Annotated in this window: 18 protein-coding genes and 1 pseudogene; 2 read left to right on the top strand and 17 right to left on the bottom strand. The window is 63.2% G+C overall.

Features of this window, described 5'->3' with window-relative positions:
• Positions 1-51: 51 nt before the first annotated feature.
• The 15 genes from Q5Q88_RS01160 to Q5Q88_RS01230 all read right to left on the bottom strand — a co-directional run bounded on the left by Q5Q88_RS01160 (position 52) and on the right by Q5Q88_RS01230 (position 16,414).
• Positions 52-1,008 (bottom strand): DegV family protein, encoded by a 957-nt coding sequence (locus Q5Q88_RS01160; protein ID WP_118652617.1) that lies wholly within the window; start codon positions 1,006-1,008, stop codon positions 52-54.
• A 76-nt stretch (positions 1,009-1,084) separates the two neighbouring features.
• A complete protein-coding gene (raiA, locus tag Q5Q88_RS01165) occupies positions 1,085-1,669 on the bottom strand; it encodes a ribosome-associated translation inhibitor RaiA (RefSeq protein ID WP_294159646.1) in 585 nt (194 codons plus the stop codon).
• Positions 1,670-1,814: 145 nt separating this feature from the next.
• Positions 1,815-2,789 (bottom strand): ABC transporter substrate-binding protein, encoded by a 975-nt coding sequence (locus Q5Q88_RS01170; protein WP_118652683.1) that lies wholly within the window; start codon positions 2,787-2,789, stop codon positions 1,815-1,817.
• Between the two features lie 435 nt (positions 2,790-3,224).
• Positions 3,225-3,998 carry a ComF family protein gene (locus Q5Q88_RS01175; RefSeq protein ID WP_302741293.1) on the bottom strand — a complete coding sequence of 258 codons (774 nt, stop codon included), beginning with the start codon at positions 3,996-3,998 and terminating at the stop codon, positions 3,225-3,227.
• 74 nt (positions 3,999-4,072) lie between these two features.
• Complete coding sequence (ricT, locus tag Q5Q88_RS01180; protein WP_118652611.1) at positions 4,073-5,740, bottom strand: regulatory iron-sulfur-containing complex subunit RicT; 1,668 nt, start codon at positions 5,738-5,740, stop codon at positions 4,073-4,075.
• A complete protein-coding gene (locus tag Q5Q88_RS01185) occupies positions 5,731-6,876 on the bottom strand; it encodes an ATP-binding protein (protein ID WP_118652609.1) in 1,146 nt (381 codons plus the stop codon). Before Q5Q88_RS01185 ends, ricT begins: the two co-directional genes overlap by 10 nt.
• Positions 6,877-6,913: 37 nt before the next feature.
• Positions 6,914-7,642, bottom strand: coding sequence for a dTMP kinase (gene tmk, locus Q5Q88_RS01190; protein ID WP_302741294.1), 729 nt, complete (start codon positions 7,640-7,642; stop codon positions 6,914-6,916).
• Between the two features lie 825 nt (positions 7,643-8,467).
• The gene (locus Q5Q88_RS01195) at positions 8,468-11,029 is read right to left on the bottom strand and encodes a DNA topoisomerase I (RefSeq protein WP_302741295.1); all 2,562 of its coding nucleotides are present in this window, start codon (positions 11,027-11,029) and stop codon (positions 8,468-8,470) included.
• A 234-nt stretch (positions 11,030-11,263) separates the two neighbouring features.
• Positions 11,264-11,950 (bottom strand): hydrogenase nickel incorporation protein HypB, encoded by a 687-nt coding sequence (gene hypB / locus Q5Q88_RS01200; RefSeq protein WP_294122032.1) that lies wholly within the window; start codon positions 11,948-11,950, stop codon positions 11,264-11,266.
• A 65-nt stretch (positions 11,951-12,015) separates the two neighbouring features.
• Positions 12,016-12,387, bottom strand: coding sequence for a hydrogenase maturation nickel metallochaperone HypA (gene hypA / locus Q5Q88_RS01205; protein WP_294122033.1), 372 nt, complete (start codon positions 12,385-12,387; stop codon positions 12,016-12,018).
• A 20-nt stretch (positions 12,388-12,407) separates the two neighbouring features.
• Positions 12,408-13,202, bottom strand: coding sequence for a twin-arginine translocase subunit TatC (gene tatC / locus Q5Q88_RS01210; RefSeq protein ID WP_302741296.1), 795 nt, complete (start codon positions 13,200-13,202; stop codon positions 12,408-12,410).
• The gene (locus Q5Q88_RS01215; RefSeq protein WP_118652599.1) at positions 13,202-13,771 is read right to left on the bottom strand and encodes a twin-arginine translocase TatA/TatE family subunit; all 570 of its coding nucleotides are present in this window, start codon (positions 13,769-13,771) and stop codon (positions 13,202-13,204) included. The genes tatC and Q5Q88_RS01215 overlap by 1 nt, the downstream gene beginning before the upstream one ends.
• Positions 13,772-13,897: 126 nt before the next feature.
• Complete coding sequence (locus tag Q5Q88_RS01220; RefSeq protein WP_118652597.1) at positions 13,898-14,212, bottom strand: STAS domain-containing protein; 315 nt, start codon at positions 14,210-14,212, stop codon at positions 13,898-13,900.
• Between the two features lie 39 nt (positions 14,213-14,251).
• The gene (locus Q5Q88_RS01225; RefSeq protein ID WP_302741297.1) at positions 14,252-15,127 is read right to left on the bottom strand and encodes a hypothetical protein; all 876 of its coding nucleotides are present in this window, start codon (positions 15,125-15,127) and stop codon (positions 14,252-14,254) included.
• Positions 15,128-16,414 (bottom strand): aminotransferase class I/II-fold pyridoxal phosphate-dependent enzyme, encoded by a 1,287-nt coding sequence (locus Q5Q88_RS01230; RefSeq protein ID WP_294159639.1) that lies wholly within the window; start codon positions 16,412-16,414, stop codon positions 15,128-15,130.
• Between the two features lie 778 nt (positions 16,415-17,192).
• On the opposite strand from Q5Q88_RS01230, the gene Q5Q88_RS01235 reads away from it, so the two are divergent.
• Positions 17,193-17,663, top strand: a complete 471-nt coding sequence (locus Q5Q88_RS01235; RefSeq protein WP_294159638.1) for an ROK family protein — start codon at positions 17,193-17,195, stop codon at positions 17,661-17,663.
• Positions 17,664-17,772: 109 nt separating this feature from the next.
• Here Q5Q88_RS01235 and Q5Q88_RS01240 read toward each other — a convergent pair whose 3' ends face one another.
• The gene (locus tag Q5Q88_RS01240) at positions 17,773-18,621 is read right to left on the bottom strand and encodes a class II fructose-bisphosphate aldolase (protein WP_294122037.1); all 849 of its coding nucleotides are present in this window, start codon (positions 18,619-18,621) and stop codon (positions 17,773-17,775) included.
• Between the two features lie 335 nt (positions 18,622-18,956).
• Between Q5Q88_RS01240 and Q5Q88_RS01245 the strand changes: the two genes are divergently transcribed.
• Entirely contained in the window at positions 18,957-19,763 is an 807-nt protein-coding gene (locus Q5Q88_RS01245) for a DeoR/GlpR family DNA-binding transcription regulator (protein WP_118652585.1), read from the top strand.
• A 103-nt stretch (positions 19,764-19,866) separates the two neighbouring features.
• Here the strand turns inward: Q5Q88_RS01245 and Q5Q88_RS01250 are convergent.
• Positions 19,867-20,409, bottom strand: a pseudogene (locus tag Q5Q88_RS01250) (IS3 family transposase); the annotation flags it as partial.
• Positions 20,410-20,469 lie beyond the last annotated feature (60 nt).

A 20,469-nucleotide genomic window follows, 5' to 3' on the forward strand; every position in this document is an offset into this window, starting at 1 on the left:
CTGTCTTTCAACAATGTTTTTGGGTGTGCCATTTGGGAATAGTGGCGAGGGCTACTCGCCGCGAACGCGGTTGGCAATACGGTCGGTGAGCGATATCTTCTCGGCGCGGTTCTTGCCCCAAAAGACGAGTGCCACCATCCCCGGCCCAACGTGCGCACCGATGGTGGGCCCCACCGATCCGCGCAAGATCGTGAGGTCCTCACAACCGGGCTCCTTACGAACGGCGGCCTCAAGCCAGTCAGCGTCCTTCTCGGCATCGGACGATACGATCGTCAGGGGCAGCGTGGGATCGAGCTCGTAATTCTCCCTAAACGATTTGACAAGCGACTTAAGCGCCTTCTTGCGTCCGCGGTTCACGCCGATGAGCGATAGCGAGCCCGCAAGATCGAAGGATAGCTCGGGCTTGATATCCAGCTTGGACGAGAGCGATGCGGCGGCAGGAGGAATGCGACCACCGGCAGCGAGGGCATCAAGCCCGTCGAGCGTAAAGTACCCGTGGACGTATGTCTTGGCTTCGTCCGCCCAATCGGCGAGCTGGCGAGCGTTCAAGCCCGCGGCACGCTGGCGCACAGCCTCCATGGCGAGCAGCTCGCCGCACGAACACGGCAAAGCATTATCGACGACGTACAGCTCGAAATCGGGATGCTCCGCGCGCACCTGTTCGGCTGCCCGACACGCGGAGTTGTAGCTCGATGACAGGGCGCTCGTAAAGCACAGGTACACCGTGGGCGTCCCCTCTTCGGCGCATTGCGTGAAAAACTCGATGTAACGACCGAGCGAGACGGCGGATGTCGACGCCTTGGAACCTGCGCGGAGCTTGTCGTAGAACTCCTTGGGGGTAATCGATGTCCAGATGTCGTCGGTGAATTCTTCACCGTCGAGGATGTAGGGGAATCCCAAGATATCCACGTCGAGCGTCGCAGCGACCTCCGGCGAGAGGTCAGCGCACGTATCGATGACGATTCGGCACTTGCCGGGACGTTCGATCGCGACGGGAGCTTTTTCCATGTGCATGCCTTTCGCAACAAAGTGGCGGCCACCCACATGGGATGACCGCCATCCAAATCATGCAATGGATGCTATTTTACTCGCCCTCTACCTCAAGTTTGGGCTTGATAATGCCGTATCCACCATTCTTACGGTGATACACCACATTGACCAAACCCGTCGTGCTGTTCTCAAACACATAGAAATCATGGCCAAGCAGATCGGTCTGAACGAGTGCCTGTTCCTCGGTCATCGGGGCGAGCTCGATCTCCTTGACGCGGACGAGCTGCTCGTCGTCATCCTCGGGAATGAGTAGGTCGGCCAAGTCGGCAACGGGCTCAACGGGCGCAACGTCAGCAGCGGACAGACCCTGCTGGCGATTGTCGACCACGCGCGTCTTGAACTTGCGCAGTTGGCGAGTGACCTTGTCTGCCGCCAAATCGATGGCGGCGTACATGTCCGCACCATGCTCGGCAACGCGAATCACGGAGCCACGGGCGCGAACGGTGACCTCGACGATGGCGGGGTTGGGATTTGAAGGGTTCTTCTCGTAGCGCAAGACCACGTCGGCGGTCATGGGCTCGATGTCGAACACCTTGAGGGATTCGCCGATCTTCTCATCGACATGGGCACGCAGCGCATCGGTTACCGTCGTTTTGCGACCGGAGACCTTGATATCCATACGTGTTTCCAATCTATCCGGGGATAGGGCCATGTCCTTGTTGTACCCAAGATTGGCACTTCCACACGCGAGTCCGTCGCACTCCCGTTGACTGGAGCATGTAAACCGATTGCCGAATTGTCGCGCCGAGAGGGTCCGTTTGCGGCTAGTCGAGTGCGTTGAGGTCGCCCTCGATCACCAGCTCTCCATCCTCCCCAGAGTCGACCGCCTCGTCCTCGGAGGCACCATCAGTGGAAGCCGAGAGTCCGGCGAGTTGCTCGTTTGAAAGACCAAAAGGCAGAGACCCGTACCAGGAACGATATATGGCATCGAGCGTGCCATCGCTCTCGATGGCGGCGAGTGCGTCCTCAACGGCGCTGGCGAGGTTGCCCCCGTCTGCCGGCAGGATGAGCCCGTACGAAGTGAGCGAGCCCAGCGTCGCCACAAAGACGGTTCCCGGATAGGCGCGGGCGAGATATGCGCCGGCAGTCGCATCGCAGGCGACGTATTCTACTTCACCGGAACCGAGGGCTTCAAAGCACTCGTTCACATTTGAGCAGGTCTTGAACGTCGCGGTTACGCCGCCGCGCACCAGCGCGTCCTGTGAGGCGGAATCCCCCTGGACGGCGATCACCGCGCCGGAAAGGGAGTCTGCGTCGAGCGCGGGTGACTCAAGGGAGCCGTCCTCATTGCGCACGAACAGGGACGAGCCATCCTCGAGCAGATTCCCGGCAATGACGATCTCCTCGTCATCGTCGGTCGACTTGCCGCCGAGAAAGATATCGGCCTCGCCATCGGAAAGGGTTCCCGGGGCATCGGCGGAGGAAACGACTTTGAGGTCGAGGCCCAGGCGCTCGGCGAGCGCACGAGCGACGTCGGCGTAATAGCCCGACGGCGTTCCATCCGTCTCGATCATCGCCTGGGGAGCCTCGGTGGTATCCATGGCAACGGTCAGATACCCCTCGTTCACTAAGTCGCTCGAGGTAAGTGAGGACTCGACACGATCTCGCTTCACCTCGGCGCGCGGCGGCGTGGTGAACACACAGCCGCTCAGGCCGAGGGTCAGCGCACACGCGCATGCTCCCGCCGCGAGCAACACGCTCCACGACCTGCCGCCCTTTGCCCAGTTCCGCCGCACCATACTGCGCACCATCTTCGCCCCCGACTCGACCCAACATCCCTGCCTCGCCTGCGAGCACACGTTGACGCATCCGCGCGCAGGCGTTTTCCATCGATGTTCCCCCAGCTGACCTGGTTTTTGACCCCACACCTGCGCACTGGGACGTTTGCTCAACCGCCGCGGCGGCATCACGACTAGCCCGCTCGCCCGCGAGGCACTATTGCCTCAAAAACAAGTAGGACGGACGGTGCGACTGACCTCTAGGACGCGCCATGATCGCCTCCGCGCGCACGCTTCGGCTTACGTGGATCCCTTTGACCGCGTCTGTCTTGGACTAGGAAGCGCGCGGCGTTTTTCGCTCGCGCGCTCCCGCAACCACAGCCTGGAAGGAACTTCGCGGCATTATACCGCAGGTTGCAAGGGGTGTGTAAAAGGGGACGGGTGCATTTTTACACATCACCACACGCGGGCGAATGCAAGGCAGTCTACACGCGCGGCTCCGGCGCATTTGAGCGCGTGGGCGGCGGCGTTCATGGTGGCGCCCGTGGTAATGACGTCGTCCAGCAGCAGGACCCGCATACCACCAACCGGAGCGACCACCTCGTATTGCCCTCGTGAGCGAGCAAGTCTTTCTTCGCGCGCCAATTCTCGCTGGTCGAGCGAGCCGTGTTTCACCAGGGCATCGATGAGCGGTAGGCAACTCGCATCCGCAAAATCGCGGGCGATAGCCTCCATGTGGTCGAATCCGCGGCGTCGGTATGCCGATGAGGTCACGGGGACGAACGTCACCGCGTCCACCCGCGAAAGCAGCCCTCCGTACCGTGCGGGCACCGTGAGCTCGGCCTCGCGCGCGGCACGGTGCATGATGCACGCGATTTCGGTGGATAGCCGCCGTTCTCCCCCGTCCTTGTACGCACGGACGATACGTGCGGGAGGCCCATCGAACACCACGGCGGCAAGACACCGGTCGAGCTCGACCACCTCCCCTTGGCATTCCGTACAAAGCAAGCTCCCATACGGAGCTCCGCATCGCGTGCAGGCGTGCATGGGATTAATGCGCACCATGTCCCGCAGGCAGGCATCGCACACCAGGGCACCAGGGGCCTCGCAACCCGCGCAGCGCGTGGGCGAAAGCAGCTCCAACGTTTGCTCGGCAAGCCCCCGCAGAAACCCTGTCACGCGCTCGCCCGTGCGATCGCCTCCACCTTGCACAATCCCGACACGACGCATCAAAAAGCCCTCCCCCGTGTTGACGAGGGAGGGCGTGCCGTTCCATCGTGCGCGCCTGTTGAGCAGGCACACACCTATTCGGTCCGCGGTGCCGCAGAATCGGAGCCGTCCGCCCCATCCTGTTTGGGCTTGCGGCGAGAACGGCGGCGGCGCTTCTTGGGCGCATCCTCAGCGTTGCCAGAAGAGCCGGCGGAACGGTTTTGCGCCTCTGTACCTCCCCCATCACCCGGACGACGGCGCTGAACCTTGACGTTGCCCTCGGCAAGCTGATCGGCAACAGAGGGGGTCTCGGGCTTGCGGGAGCGCTTGCGACGCTGCCCGCCCGAACCGGCCTCGTTTGCAGATTCGCTTCGCTGAGGTGCAGCCTCGTTTGAGGAAACGTGCTTGCGACGGCGACTGCGACCAGGCGCTACGTCCGCAGCTGCCTCTCCCACCGCCGAAGTGGAACGAGCGTCTCCTGCACGCGACGTGGCACCTACTTCATCGCTGGCGCGATGCCTGCGGCGCCGACCGCCCGCAGAGCCCTCGGCAGACACGGAGGCGTCCACGGCGGGAGCGGCCTGAACGCTCTCCTCGCCTGCGGACGAGCGACGACGGCGACGGCGCGGCGGGACCTCATCGGCGGAAGCAGGGCGATCCTGGCCCTTGCCCTTGGCGGGCGCAGCGCTGGAAGCACCCTTGCGGCCTCGACCAGACTTGCCGGAGCTCGCACTCTCAAATTTTGCCGCCTCCTCCTCACGCATGCGCTTGCGGCGCGGAGTCGGACCGGAAGCGACGATGCGGTCGGCGCGGTCGAGGCCATCGCCGACATCGATGCCATTTTGGCGATCGAGCTCCATGAGGGCGAGGGCGAGCTCAGGCGACTCAAGACGCTCGAGGACGTCACGCGTTACGCAGTCGGGGCGGCACGCGCAGCCCTGGCTCTCGCAGCGCTCCTTGTTCTCGTCGGTACAGGACATGTCGGCGAGGTCGACACGGAAGACCTTGCCGTTCTCGAGCCTCAGCACCAGCTGCTCGCGCGGGGTGTTGTACTCCATGATGCGCGCCTTGCCCAGCGGGGTGTCGATAAGCGTCTTCTTCTTAGGGGCGCGGCTCTTGAAGTCCTTGTAGGCCTCGAACTCATAACGCAGGCAGCACATAAGGCGGCCGCACACGCCCGAGATCTTGGCGGAATTGAGCGGCAGGTCCTGCTCCTTGGCCATGCGGATGGAAACCGGCTCAAACTGACCGCCAAAGCGGGTGCAGCACAGCTCCTGACCGCATGTCGCATACCCGCCCTGCAGGCGGGTCTCATCACGCACGCCGATCTGGCGCATGTCCACGCGCACGTGGAAATGGGCGGAGAGGTCCTTGACCAACTGGCGGAAATCCACGCGGTCCTCGGCAGCGAAGTAGAAGACGGCTTTCTCCCCGCCGAACAGGTACTCGACGCCCACAGGCTTCATGTCGAGACCGTTTTTCTCCACCAGGCGACGGAAGTCGAACATGGCGTCCTCGCCGGCGTCGGCAAGGTCGTCGGCGCGGTCGAGGTCGGCATCGGTGGCGATACGAACCACGGGCTTGAGCGGTGCGGCGAGCTCCTCCGGCTCGACCTCAAAGGGGTCGGCCGTGACAAGGCCGATCTCTGTACCGCGCTCGGTGGTGCAGATGGCGTGATCGCCCTCGAGGATGTCGAGGCCACGGGGATCGAACCACAACTCGCGCGCGGCGAACGCGAATTTGACGGGAACAACTACGGGCATTTGAGCGCCTTCCTGATATCGAAGAGCATGACCTCGATGGCCAGCTGGGGAGTTACGTTGCGGGCAATGCGCGTCTCCGCCAACGAAACCGCGTCGAGGGCGAGGGTCACCCCGGTCGTCGTCGTGTCCGAGGCAATGCGCTCGACCACATCGCGAACGTCGTCGTTGACGGGAGCGTCCTGCGCGTCTTCGAGCCGTATAAGCACGTCACGGAGCAGCGAGCGCACGCTTGCCAGCGCTTCCATGATACCCGAACGCTCCCGGGCGTTCAGTTCGCGCTTGTTGCGGTCTTCCAGCTGCTTTAAAGCACCACGGGAAAGGTAATCCTGATTTTGCTCGAGCACGGCCTGCTGGGTCGATTTGACCTCGGCGAGAGGCGCGTGAATGGCCCCCATGAGCTCCTTTGCCGAGGCGAGGATGTCTGCCTCGTCCGCGTGGGCAAGCGCATCGACCGCGCGGACCATGGCACGACGGGCCGCTTGGCGATCGGCGGACTTGAGGAACTCCACCGCACGGGCAGGGCTGCCGGCAACCGCCACTGCCATGCGGCAGCGCGCAGGCGGCAGGCCCGTGGCGCGCGCAACTGCGGTCGTGGACTCGTCGGTGGACAGCGGGCGGAACGGCACGCACTGGCAACGCGAGACGATGGTGGGCAGCATGACGTCCGAGCTGGTGCCCAACAGGATGAACGTTACGCTCTCCGGCGGTTCCTCGAGCGTTTTGAGCAGGGCGTTCGCGGTGTTCGCGCGAAGCTGCTCGGCACGATCGATGATGTAGACCTTACGCTTGGCGCGGATGGGCGAAAGCGCGACGTCTTCGAGCAAGTCGCGCGTCTGGGCGATGAGGTAGCCCGTCGCGGACTCGGGCGCGTAGTAGTGCACGTCCGGGTGGGTGCGGCGAGCAACGCGGACGCAGTCGTCGCAAGCCGCGCAAGCACCTGGAATGGCCTCCTCAGCGCACAGGAGCGCCTGAGCCAACGCCCAGGCGGCGTCGAGCTTGCCCGAACCGGGCGAGCCCAGGAACAGATAGGCGTGGCTCGCGCGACCACTGGCCACGGCGCGCGCGAGGAAGTCGCGCACGCGCGGCTGCGTATCGAGCTTGGCGAGGAGGCTGTTGGGAGCGAGGTGATCCGACATGGCTAGCGGACCTCCCCGGTAGATACAGGCTGTTTGATCATTGCCAGCAGACCTCCCCAGTAGACGTGGAAGGCAACAGGGTGCTCTCGTTCGCTCCATCCATCTCGGCTAGCGCCGCGGCGACGTGTTCATCAGAAACGTCAAGGCCCGCTGCGCGTAGCTCGCGCACAACGTTCTCGAACACCCCCGCAACGGAATGAGTGGCATCGACGAGCTTCACGCGGCGGGGCTCCTCCTCGGCGAGGGCACGAAACCCCTCGGCAACGCGACGCTGGAACTCAAGGCCCTTGAGCTCGAGACGGTCCTCTGCCCCATCTCGCCCCGAGCGACGACGCAGAGCCTCCTCAACCGGAAGGTCGAACACGAGCGTGAGATCCGGATGACAGCCATCGACCGCCAGCTCGTTTGCCTGGGCAACCATCGCGCGCTCGAGCCCATCAGCAAAGGCCTGATAGGCTGTGGTGGAGTCGTAGAAACGGTCACACATCACGACACGACCGGCGGCGAGCGCAGGGCAGATCACCTGATGCACGAGCTGCGCGCGTGCGGCCTCGTAGAGCAGGAGCTCGCAAACGTCGCCCATCTCGGCATTGGCTGGATCAAGCAGAATCGCGCGAATCTTTTCGGAGATAGCCACGCCACCGGGTTCACGCAGACGCAACACATCGCGCCCCGTGAGCTCAAGCGCACGCGCTAACAGGCCGGCTTGCGTGGACTTACCGCAGCCGTCAATGCCCTCAACAGATATGAACAGGCCTGGTGTCATAGATAACGCCCCTCGTGTGAACCAAACGAGCATCCATCATACCGCGCCCGGTGTTTCTCAGATAAACATCGATACAGGTCGATATCCATTCTCTCGCGTGGAATCTGCCTTGAATGCGCATCGACGGGAGTCCTGTCGCTTACCGCACTGCCATGCCACTAGTTACCTTGCAAAGGCAGCAGTAGAACCGTACATGTCAGCAATAGTCGCAACAGTAATCTGAGTATAGGGCACGCATCGGCGTTCGGAGACGAACCGGCGTAAAACGGCGACGGATTGCACCCGCGGACTGGCTCGCAAAGAGCTAACCAGTGGCGCGCGTCATGCAAAAGTCAGCAAACTGGCTAAAAATTACCGTTTTGTATCGCCTTGCTTCGGAGCCTGCCCGAGCGTGGGAATCCCAGGGAAACAAAGGCGCAGCTCAGGTGAGCGAGGGAGACCCGCGCGCCGCTCACGCGGCGCGACGCGCCCCGTAACAGGGCGCATTTGTGCCGAAATGAGCGCCGTCAACTGCCCCTGCGATACAAAACGGTATTTTTTAGCCATTTTATCGGTGCAGACGCTTCGAGCGGCACCTGCACCTCGATGAGGTTGCGCCGGAACTCATCGTCCACGAGATGCGCTGATAGCGCGCCACCGTCTCGGACGAGAATTGCGTCGCGGTGGGAACGGGCCTGTACACGGCGAGGTGGAGTCCACCGTCGCATATGAACCGCTTTATGAGCACCGTGAGCATGGCGATTAGGGTGACCCGGGATAAAAGTCCCGGGCGGCTTATGCCACCCGGGATAGAGAGCGATTTGAGGTTTTGAGGCGTTTTGAAGGTTACGCCTTCTTCGTTGTCTTCTTCGCGGCGGGCTTCTTGACAGCAGCGCCCTTTTTTGCGGCGGACTTCTTGGTGCCTGGTTTCGCCGCCGGCTTCTTCGCCCCCGCCTTACCGCGGGCGGGCTTCTTCTCCTTGCCGGGGCAGTCCATGTTCACGCAGATGCGCCACGGGCCGCGCGCGGTCCCGACCACCACCACGGGTGCGCCGCAATGCTCGCAGACCTCGCCGGTGGCCGAGAGCTTGCCGCGAGCCGGCAGCGGGTAGCTCACGCCGCACTCGTCGTAGTTCTCGCAGCGGATGAAGCGCTTGCCACTCTTCTCGCTCTTGTGGGCGATCAGGTCGCCGTGGCGGCCGGCCTCAGCGCACACCGAGCACTCCCCCACCTTGAGATCGGGCTCGAAGTTGGTGGGGCACTTGGGGTTCACGCACTGCTCGTAGGCCTTCTGGCGGAAGGGTTGGCACTTGATGCGCGGCGCGCCGCACTCGGGGCACACGGCGGCCTCGCCCTCGAGCGGGCTCACCTTCACACCGGAGGGCACCGGGTAGGTCACGTCGCAGTCTGGCCAACCCATGCAGCCGATGAAGCTGCCGCGGGTCTTGGCGCTCGTCTTCATGACCAGGTCCTTGCCGCACTTGGGGCAGGCGCCCACGCGGGCGTCGGCGGTGACGGCGTCGGAGATGGCCTCGCCCAGGTCGTCCTTGTGCTCGATGAGCGCATCCAGCATGCCGGCGAGCAGGGCGCGGGAGTGGTCCACCACGTGGTCCTGGGTGTCCTTACCCTCGGCGACCTTGGTCATGTCGGCATCGAGCTCCGCGGTCATATCGGGCGTGGTCACGCGCGGGGCGAACTCGGAGAGCGCGTCGATGATGGCGATGCCGAGCTGGCTGGGCTCGATGGGGTCGTTCTTGAGATAGCGCACGGTATACAGGCGCTCGATGATGCTCGCGCGCGTGGACTTGGTACCGAGTCCGCGCTTCTCCATCTCCTGGACGAGCTTGCCTTGGCTGTAGCGCGCGGGCGGCTCGGTCTGCTTGGCCTCGAGCTTGATGTCGCGCACGTCGATGACGTCGCCCTCGGCTAGCACGGGGAGCTGCTCGTCGCGCTTGAGTCCGTAGGGGTAGGCCTCGCGGAAGCCCGCCTTGACGAGCACGTCACCGCTCGCGGCGAAGGGCTCGCCTGCGACATCAATGGACAGCTTGGTGTTCTCGATGGTCGCAGGGCCCATGAGGGTCGCTAGGAAGCGCCGGGCGATGAGGTTGTAGAGCTTGAGCTGACCGCCGTCGAGCGTGGTGGGATCGCCCTGGCCCGTGGGGTGGATCGGCGGGTGGTCGGTAGTCTCGACTTTGCCGCGCGTAGGCGTGAGAGGCCCGGCGAGAACCTTCTTGCACACAGGCGCGAGTGCCGGCGTGCCGGACGCGAGGCCCTTCACGATCCCCTCGATGTCGAGCGTCTTGGGATACACCGTGTTGTCCACGCGGGGGTAGGAGATGAAGCCACTCATGTAGAGGGACTCGGCGATGCGCATGGTACGGGCGGGGCTGATGCCCTCCGCCGCTGCCGCGGCCTGCAACGCCGTGGTGTTGAACGGCACCGGAGGCTGCTGCTTGCGGCTGCGCTTGGCCATGGCGACGACAGTACCCGTCGTAGCGCCGTCGACGTGTGCGAACGCAGCCTCAGCCGCCGCTTTGTCCGTAAAGCGTGCCGTGGTGTGGGCGATCTTGAACTCTTGCCCGTGGGCCTCTGCCGCACCGCGAATCTGCCAATAGTCCTCGGGAACGAACGCCATGCGCTCGCGCTCGCGCTCGACTACCAGGGCAAGCGTGGGAGTTTGCACACGACCGGCGGAGCGCACGTTGCCAAAGCCGCCGAACTTGGCGAGCGTGAGGTAGCGCGTGAGCACCGCACCCCAAATGAGATCGATATACTGGCGCGACTCGCCGGCGTCAGCGAGGTCCTGGTCGAGCTCGACGAGGTTCGCGAAGGCCTCGGTCACCTCGCCCTTGATGAGCGCCGAATAGCGCGCGCGGCGGGCGGGCAGCTCGGGTGCGACCTCGCGCACCATGTTGAGGGCGTCGGAGCCGATGAGCTCTCCCTCGCGGTCGAAGTCCGTGGCGATGATGACCTCGTCGGCCTTCTTGGCGAGATTTTTGAGAACGCGGATGATCTCCTTCTCCGCGGGAAGCTTCACAATGGGCGCCCACGTGAGGTACGGAAGGCTCTCGACCTTCCAGCCCTTGATGGAGATGCCGTTGGGTAGGAAAGGCTTGCGCTTGGTATCGTAGGGCGGGCGGGCCAGGCCGTCGGGCACCTCCGCCGGCAGGACCTCGCCATCGGGCGAGACGCCGTACCAGCCCATCTGTTTGTCGAAGAGGATCTCCTCGGGGAAATCGGGCGCCAAGATATGTCCCGCCAGACCCATCGAGACCCAGTCCTCACCGTCGACCTTGAAGCGGTAGACCTGCGTGTTGTAGACCTTATCGGCCTTGGGCGCGCCGGCATCGGACAGCAGCTGCGCGATCTTTTGCGCGGCGATGTTCTTCTCTGCAACGACGAGTTTCACGTCGGGCTCCTTTTTGGTGTGCGCGAACCGGCGTGCCCAACGGGCTTCCGGCGGTATCTATATATGGTGTGGGGTCAGTGTACACGAGTTCTGACCACAGCGCGAAAAGCCCACGTTGAAGGCTCTTCAGCGCGGCAGCTGCGGGCGGGTGCGCAGAAGAACGCGGGCCGGTAAGGACAAGCGAGGTTGGATATGGACGGGCACGGGTGATTCCGAGAGTCCTAGCTGGTGCTTTTAAGCGCGCGACGCTTTGTTCGCGATTTGAGCCAGCAGCCAGTCACACCAGGCGTCCATGCCCTGTCCATGTCGAGCGCTCACCTCAAAACGGGGGGCGGTGGGGTTCAAATCATCGAGAACGTGATTGTATTCGGCAAGATCGAAGTCGAAGGCAGCCGCCACATCGACCTTGTTGAGCAGCAGGGCTCCAGCATGCTGGAAAATGCCCGGGTACTTGAGCGGCTTGTCATCGCCTTCGGGAACCGAGAGGATCATAACCGACAGGTTTTCACCTAGGTCAAAGTCGACGGGACATACCAGATTGCCCACGTTCTCGATAAAGATCACGTCGATATCCTGCAGGCCCACGCTTGTATCGAACGCGTCGACCGCCTGCTCGATCATGTTGCCCTCAAGGTGGCAAAGACCGCCGGTGTTGATCTGGATGGCCGGCATGCCGGCATCTTTGCACGCTAAGGCATCTACGTCGGACGCAATGTCACCCTCGATAACGGCACAGGTAAGACCCGCAGCGCGCAGTCGCTCACTGGAGGCCAAGATGGTCGTGGTCTTGCCAGATCCGGGACTCGAAAGGACGTTCACCACAAACACCCCCGACTCCGAGAAACGCGTTCTCAAGCGATCAGCGATGCGCTCGTTGCGCGAAAGCACCGGCTGTGCAATATCGATCGTTTTCTCCGCCATGAAGTCCTCTTCCCTGTTTTCGCTCCGACTCTATCCCCGTTTTTCCCAAACGATTTCCAAAACGACTACGTCCCCAATTGGAAATCGTCGTCGGTTTCGACTTCCATTGACACGATGTCGAGCTCCCGTCCCTGCAACAGGCGCGTCTGCGGGCTCCCACATGCAGGGCAGCGCAGGTGGAACCGGTCGTGGTCAAACTCATGACCGCACGCGAGGCAGCGGCTGCGGGGATGGACATCCTCCACCTCGAGCTCAGATTCACCTGTGAGCGGGTCATCCTCCCGAAAGACCTCCCAGGCAAAATCGAGCGACTCGGGAACGACCTCGCACATGTCACCGATGCGCAGTTTAACGGAAACGACGCGCGAAGCACCTGCCTCGCGCGCCGTGTCGATCACTGTCTTGAGTATGCCATTGACGATGCCGATCTCATGCATGTTCCATGGGCGCGCGTGCGCTACTCCTCGTCGTCCTCATCGTCGCCGAACAGGCCCAGGCGGCTCTCGGTAAGGCCTGCCTTGCCATCGCGCGCGACCACAACAAAACGGGTCACGAGCAGGGCGACCTCGTAAAGCGACAGCATGACCGCGTACATGAAGATCAGCGTCACGGGCGATGCGTCGGGCGTGATGGACGCCGAGACCACGAGCATGATCACATAGACATAGCGCCAGGCCCCACGGAAGCTGGCGTACGGCACGATATGGAATACCGCGAGGTAGAACACAATGAGCGGAAGCTCGAACGATACGCCGAAGCCGATCATGAGCAGCAGCTCGGTGTTGATGAAATCCTCAAGCTGCGGCATGGCGGCGCCGATCGAGCGCGTCTCCTGAAGCAGCCATTCAAAGGCAGCCGGGGCGATGAAGAGGTAGCAAAACACCACGCCGGCAAAGAACAGGGCCGTTGCCACGAGCACGGTAGGCACGACCCACTTGCGCTCGTTGGGACGCAGGGCTGGAAGGAAGAACGCAAGGATCTGCCAGACGATCATGGGCGTGCACATGGCGAGCGCGACCTTGACGGCAATGTTGAACTTGATGGAGAAGCCACCGAGCGACGTCATGACGGAGAGCTGCTCGCCGGGCTGTAGGGACCCGTTGATGGGATCCTTGAGGATATCCACGAGCGTGGGTGCGGCGAAGTACATAAATACCGTGGCGGCGACAACCGACGCCACAACGATGGTGAGACGACGGCGAAGCTCACCAAGATGATCCATGAGCGGCATGCGCGCGGGTCCGATGGGCATTACTGCTCACCTCCCTTCGAAGCGTCGGCGGATGTGGCGGAATCGTCCGCCGCCTCAGTCGCCTCGGCAGCCTTGCGCTTGCGGGGACGGCGGGCGTAGAGGTCCTCGGTAGTCAACGGCGCGGACTCCTCGACCGTCTCCTCCTTGGTCTCGGCCTGGGGCTCCTCGACGGAGGCAGAGGCAGAAGTGGTATCGTCAGAAGTTGCGTCGGCATTCTCTTCGGCTGCCGCTTTGGCAGCCTCCTGCTCCGCGCGCTCCGCAGCCAAACGAGCGCGACGCTCGGCGAAAGTCTCCTTGCGTGCGGGCTCGGTGGCGGAGGCGGGCGCATCGGCGTCTTCGTCGTCATGCGAGGAGGCTGCGGCATCGGACGTCATCGGCTTTTTAGCCGCGGCAGCCATGGGGTCGACCACCTCGGTCTGCACGACGGCGGTCAGCTTCTCCTGCGTTTCGCGGAACTGACGCAGCGCACGGCCGATGGTGTGACCCATCTGCGGCAATTTATCGGGTCCAAACAGCAAAAAGCCGAAGACCAGAATGATCACGAACTCGGTTGAGCCGATTCCTAACACGGGATACCTCCCAGGGCAGTCGAATGGCCGACGCGCCAAACCGCGCGCCGGCGAGTGTCGGCAATTTTTTAAGTATACCCCCGCACGATGAACGGACCTTGCAGAACGCAAGGTCCGTTCAATCGCTTACACAGCGCTGATGTCGATGTCCTTGTCTACGCCGAGCAACTGCACAACGCGCACGACATTGGGCTGGGCTCCCGTGATGGCAAAGGCGCGACCACGCTCGGACGCATGGTGGGCAGCACCCACCAGCACGCCGATGCCGGTCGAATCAATGTACGCGACCTGGGAGAAATCGAGCTCGACGCGATCGGTAGGCTGCTCCAGAGCCAGGTCGATGGCATTGCGGAGCTTGTCGGCATTCGAAATGTCTATCTCGCCTGCCACGGAGACCACGTAGCGCTCAGGGCTCGGGTTGGTGGTAATCATGAGTTCCATATATCACCTTTCATCGCGCGCGGCACCAGGGCACCGCCGCTATTCGTTCAACGCGTCGAGACGCTGCTGGGCATAATCCTTGACGCCATACGTATCATCCTGCTCCGCAGCGTCGATTGCGGCACGATACGCTTTCTTGGCCTTGGCGGTATCCCCGTGCGATTCGTAGAACATGCCGAGGTTCGCCCATGCCGGAGCGAAGGAGTCGTCACGCTCCACCAGGTCTTCCAAATCCGCGATGGCGGCATCGTGGTCGCCCGTGTAGAACACGCAAATCGCGCGATCGACCTCGGCGGACGGAGAGTCAGTCGTCTCGAGGTACTCATCGTAGAGCTCAACTGCCTGGGCAAACAGATCCGCCGCCTGCTGCTGCGCAGATTCGTCCTGGGCATCTTCCATAGCGGCCATGCCCATGTCGAAGTACGTGTTGGCGCGAGAGAGGGTGTCCGTCTCACCTGTCGCGCTCGAATCGTCGACAACTGTGGCGTTACCCTCCTCGTCGACGTCGACCTCGGGATGCCCCTCGGGCATCGACAGCGACGCCTCATCGCTCGCGTCATCGGAAGCACTCACGGACTGCCCGGCATTCGCGCTCAGCTCCGCTATGGTCGCCGAGGTGCCGATCAGATAGCCGATCACCACGCCCAAGACAAGCGAGATGCCCGCAATGGCCAAGACCATCCAAAACGGAGGAGCCTGTCGGGTGGGGACAGCAGATGCCGAAGCGGCCTTGCGATTGGAGCCGGCTTCCGTTCTCGGCTCATGCTCGGGCTCGGAGGCCTGCTCGGATCCGCCGTCCCGGCCAGACTCTTCAGCAGGCTCTCCGGCAGATGCAGCGTTCGCGCCCTCGAGCGTCTCCCCTGCATCCATCAGCTCCTGCTCGTCATCGAAAAACTCGTCAAAGGACTCGCTCATCTAGGCGCGCTCCTCGCTCGCCAACTCGGCACTCACCAGCTTGACCGCGAGTACCAACACGTCGAGCGCGGCGGAGAGCTCATCGACGCTCGGATAGCTCGGCGCAATGCGGATGTTCGTGTCGAGCGGGTCCTTGCCATAGGGCCAAGTGGCGCCCGCCGGCGTCATGGTGACGCCCAGCTCCTTGCAAAGGGCACCCACGCGCTTGGCGGAGCCCTCGGGGCCGTCGAAGCTCACGAAGTACCCGCCGTTGGGGTGAGTCCACGTGGCGCAACCAGTACCCGCTAGCCCCTCCTCGAGCTTGCGCTCAACGCACTCAAAGCGTGGACGCAGGAACTCCGCGTGCTTGGCCATGTGCTCGCGCACGGCGTCGAGCGTGGGCAAAAAGCGCACGTGCATGAGCTGGTTGAGCTTGTTGGCGGAGATCAGGCCGACCTTGAGGGTGCTGGCGACCTCCGCGACGTTCGAGGGCGAGGAGCCGAAAAACGCGATGCCCGCGCCGGGGAACGTGATCTTGGACGTGGATGCGACGGCGAGAATGCGATCCTCGTTGCCCGCCTCGCGTGCGAAGTCGAAGATGTTCGCGAGCTTCTCGGGCTCCTCGGCAAAATCATGCACGGCGTAGGCGTCGTCCCACACGATGCGGAAGTCGGGGGCGGCACACTCCATGGTGGCGAGACGGCGGACCGTCTCATCGGAGTAGGTCACACCCGTGGGGTTGGAATACTTGGGGACGCAGAACATGCCCTTGATGGAGGGATCCGAAGCGACGAGGCGCTCGACCTCGTCCATGTCGGGGCCGGTCTCGGTCATACGGACCGGGATGTTCTCGATGCCGAGGTCCTCGGTGAGGCCGAAGTGACGGTCGTAACCGGGCGCGGGGCACAGCCACTTCACGCCCTCGAGCTTGTGCCACGGGGTGTGACCGGGCACGCCCTTCTCCCAATAATGGACGATGACGTCCTGCATGATGTTGAGGCTGGAGGAGCCGAGGACGATGGTCTGCTCGGCGGGAACGCCCAAAAACTCGCCGGCGAGCTTGCGCGCAGACGGGATGCCCTCGAAACAGCCGTAATTGGAGCAGTCGACGCCCTCGTCGGTGAGGTCCGCCGTGGAGCTCAGGAGGTCGAGCATGGGGCGGGAGATGTCCACCTGCGCGGGCGACGGTTTGCCGCGCGCCATGTCGAGCTTAAGCCCGCGTGCCTTGACCTCGGCGACCTGGGCCTTGAGATCCACAAGGGCATCGGCCAGTTCGGCATCGCTCATCTTTTGGTACTTCGTCTGCATGTCGGCCCCTTTCTTGGAGGCGTAAGGGTGCGGGAGCCGCAGGAATCGTCCTGCGCTGCGGCCATGTGCAATCACGCCGCTTTGCTTCGAAACAGTATACGTGGTTTGCCAGCCGTATGGCGCACTCCACACGATGCTTAAAATGAAGTCGACCCCCTTTGCGAGCATGACTCTGCCCGCGGAGATGTATCGACAAACGCCCCTTCACACTTCCCCAACAGACCCGCCACAGAAGCGCCATGGTAAACGGTCGATTTCTTAAGGCGTGCGTAAGGCTGGCCAGTCGCCATGCAGTGCGTTATATTTCATTTTTCTCCGCTGAGCTGGCCATTCATCAATCTGGCAAAGACTCGTAAGACTTTCTTATGGCAACAAGGAGAAGCTCGCTGGCAATAATGAGGACAGCACCCGGGGCGATGCAGCGATGCCCCGCGTGCTGTATTTGGTGGATGACGAGGAGGTCCGAGCATGCATTCTTCCAACGATGCCAAGCTGACCCGGACGCACCGGTCGCAGCACACATGTGCAAGTCTTTTCTCCTTCCCCCCGACACAGAGAAAGGGCCTCCTCGGTCCCACCGCCCTCAAGCGCTCGAGTGACCAGACCGCGAATCTCGAACAGTCGTTTCGCAACTTGCTCTTTGCGCTCAACATGGCACCCATGCAGCAGTACACAGCCTAAGAACACCACCAATACAGCGACTCGCCAAAAGGGCCTCGGGTATCGAGGCCCTTTTGGCGTACATTTCGGATATCGTCATATCTGAAGGGGTACGGCAATGGGTGCGTATCTTGGCGTGGATATCGGTGGGACCAGCGTGAAATGGGCGCTCGTCGACGATGACTTCAACATGATCGACCGGGGAGACACGCCGACCGCGTTTTCCTCAAGCGAAGAGGTCGTCCGGGCAATCTGCGACATCGCGCAGACGCATGCCGGAGCATTCGCGGCAGTAGGCGTGAGCGCTCCGGGCCTTATCTTCGAAGAGGACCCCGACGGCACCATCTACCACGGCGGCGCGCTCACCTACATGCAATGCGTCCTCGACCCCGATGTGTTCGCCATCGCCGGCGGCATCAGCTGCCACGACGTTCTCATCGAGGCGATCGAGGAAGCGCTCGTCGAGCAGCGCAGGGCGTATACGGGCCCGCTCGACGCCATGCCCCTCCCCCGCGTCACCCGCACGACGCTCGGAAACGACGCCAACCTCTACGGCGCCGTACAGGAGGCCCGCAAGCTGCTGGGGTAGCCGGCTTTCAACCCGTGAAAGACACCTCGAATCGTGACAAAAGAGGGCGGCCCGAAAGCCGCCCTCCCTCTGCGGATGTCGATTTGATTCGCGGAATGCGCGTGTTTGATTAGGCGCGGCCCACGGAACCGAGGTTCTCCATGCGGATCTTGACGATCTTGGTGATCTCCTCGGCACCGGCCTTGCCCGGGTTCTTGGGATCGAAGTTGTTGGGATTCTCAGCCATGTAGGCCATGTAGCCCTTGGTGTAGGCCTGGCGCAGCTCGGTGGCGTAGTTCACCTTGCAGATGCCGTTCTTGACGGCCTCGGCGACCTGCTCGTCCGGCACGCCGGAGGTGCCATGAAGGACCAGCGGCACGTCGACGGCGGCGCGGATGGCCTTGACGACGTCCTGGTCGATGTGGGGCTCCTCGGTGTAGACGCCGTGCGCGGTGCCCACGCCGATGGCGAGGGAGGTGCAGCCGGTGCGCTCGACGAACTCCTTGGCCTCGACCGGGTCGGTGTAGGGGGACTCGCCCTCGACCTCGACGTCGTCCTCCTTGCCGCCGACCTTGCCGAGCTCGGCCTCGACCGGAACGCCCATGGCGGCACCGGCGTCGGCAACGAGCTTGGTGAGGGCGATGTTGTCCTCGAAGGACTCGTGGGAGCCGTCGATCATGACGGAGGTGTAGCCGGTGCGGAGAGCCTTCATGCAGCGATCGTAGCCATCGCCGTGGTCGAGGTGCAGGGCCACGGGCACGGAGGCGCGCTCAGCGGCGGCCTTGACCATGCCGTAGAAGTAATCGAGGCCGGTCTTCTTGATGGTGCCGGACGTGGTCTGCATGATGACGGGGGACTTCGTCTCCTCGGCGGCGGCCAGGACGGCCATGACGAACTCGAGGTTCTCGACGTTGAAGGCGCCGACGGCGTAGTGGTTCTTCTGCGCGTCGAGCAGCATCTCCTTGGTGGTTACGAGCATGAGCGATCGCTCCCTTCTCCACGGGCGGGATGGCCCCCGCGCCGCTTGGCAATTCGCCGGCCCCATCGCCGACGTACTTGATGCCCCTATTGTACGAAACTGCACCGTGCACGTGCCCGCTGCATCGCTCTGTCCGCACGGGATGTTGATGGGTATTGGCAAGAAAACACAACACGCGGTCCCTGATGGCGAGATGTGAGATTGCCTCCGCACCCCTTCCCCCACTTGCGTTCATGACAAAACGAAAGAGATGGAAACTTCTTTTGCTTCTTTAAAAGAAAATATAAGAAAATGGAATCTGCACAATTCGTACACGATTCCCTAAGGGGGCACCTATGTCCGCCACAGCCTCACGCACCTTCGCCGAGGAACGGCGCGCCGCCATCATGGACATGCTCGAGCGGACCTCGTCGGTGCAGGTCGCCGATATCGCCGAGACCTTCGGCGTCTCATCGGTCACCGCGCGCGCGGATCTCGACGCCCTGGCCAGCGCGGGCAAGCTGCGCCGAACCCACGGCGGCGCCGTCTCGCTTCACAAGAGGCTGACCGTTTCCGTGCAGGACCAGCGGATCAACGTCAACGTCGAGGCGAAGCAGGCCATCGCCCGCACCGCAATAGGGCTGGTGCACGACGGCGACACGGTGTTCGTCGACTCCGGAACCACCGCGCTCGAGTTCGTCCGCATGCTCGACATCCGCAGCGGCGTCACGGTCATAACCGCGGACATCACCATCGCCGACTTCATCGACGAGAGCCTGCCCGGCGTCACGGTCATCATGCTCGGCGGAGAGCTGCGCCAAGGGCACCGTTACCTTTTCGGGCCACTCACCATGGCCGCCCTCGGCACGCTGCACGCCGATCTTTCCATCATCTGCCCAGGGGCGTTCGTGGCCAACCGCGGGTTCATGACGGACTTTCCGCAAATGGCAGAGATCAAGACGGCGGCCACGGGGGTCGCCTCGCGCAGCGTCGCCCTCATGGACGCCAGCAAACTCAATGCGCGCGGCACCTACTGCTTCGCCCCACTCGATGCGGTGGACCACATCGTCATAGACAAAGATGGAGAGGGCGCCCTTGCGGACGCCCTCGGCGCTCTGCCCGAAGGCGCCAAGCGCCCTCAGCTTTTAATTGCCGACCAATAGTCGGGATCCGCGGCGGCATAAAACGCAAAGGTGGTAGCACAGCTCGATAAAACTTCCGAAATTGGGCGTGCGGCAGAAATCTTGGAGACCGGGGCCTCCGTCCTTAGGCCGCCAGCCCCAGCGACCTCCGGTACTCCATCGGGCTCATCCAGCCCAGCGCCTCCTTCGGGCGCTCCTCGTTATAGTAGCGGAGCCACGCGTCGAGGCTGGCCATGAACTCCTCGGCGGTGACCCCGCCCCAGTCCCTGCAGTGGAAGAACTCGCTCTTGAGCCTGCCGAAGAACCCCTCGCACGCCGAGTTGTCCGGCGAGCACCCCTTCGCCGACATCGAGCGCGTGAGCCCGTGCTCCTCGCATATCGCGATCCAGCCGGGCCAGCGGTAGTGCCCGCCGCGGTCGGAGTGGACCCAGGGCGCCTCGCCCGGCGACAGCGTCGCGCAGGCGCGCGCGAGGCTCGAGTTCGCCAGCTCCGCGTCGGGCGAGGTGGAGATCGACCACGACGCCAGGCCGCCGTCGAAGCAGTCCAGCACGGGCGAGAGGTAGACCTTGGGCTGCCCCGGGGCCGGCAGGCGGAACTCGGTGACGTCGGTGAGCCACAGGAAGTTCGGCAGGCCGGCGCGGAAGTCGCGCGCGACCAGGTTGGGTGATGTGGCTGATGTGGCTGATGTGGCAACACCTTCTTGAACAAATCTACGAGAGGATCAGGC

This window comes from uncultured Collinsella sp. (assembly GCF_959026545.1).
Classification (GTDB): domain Bacteria; phylum Actinomycetota; class Coriobacteriia; order Coriobacteriales; family Coriobacteriaceae; genus Collinsella.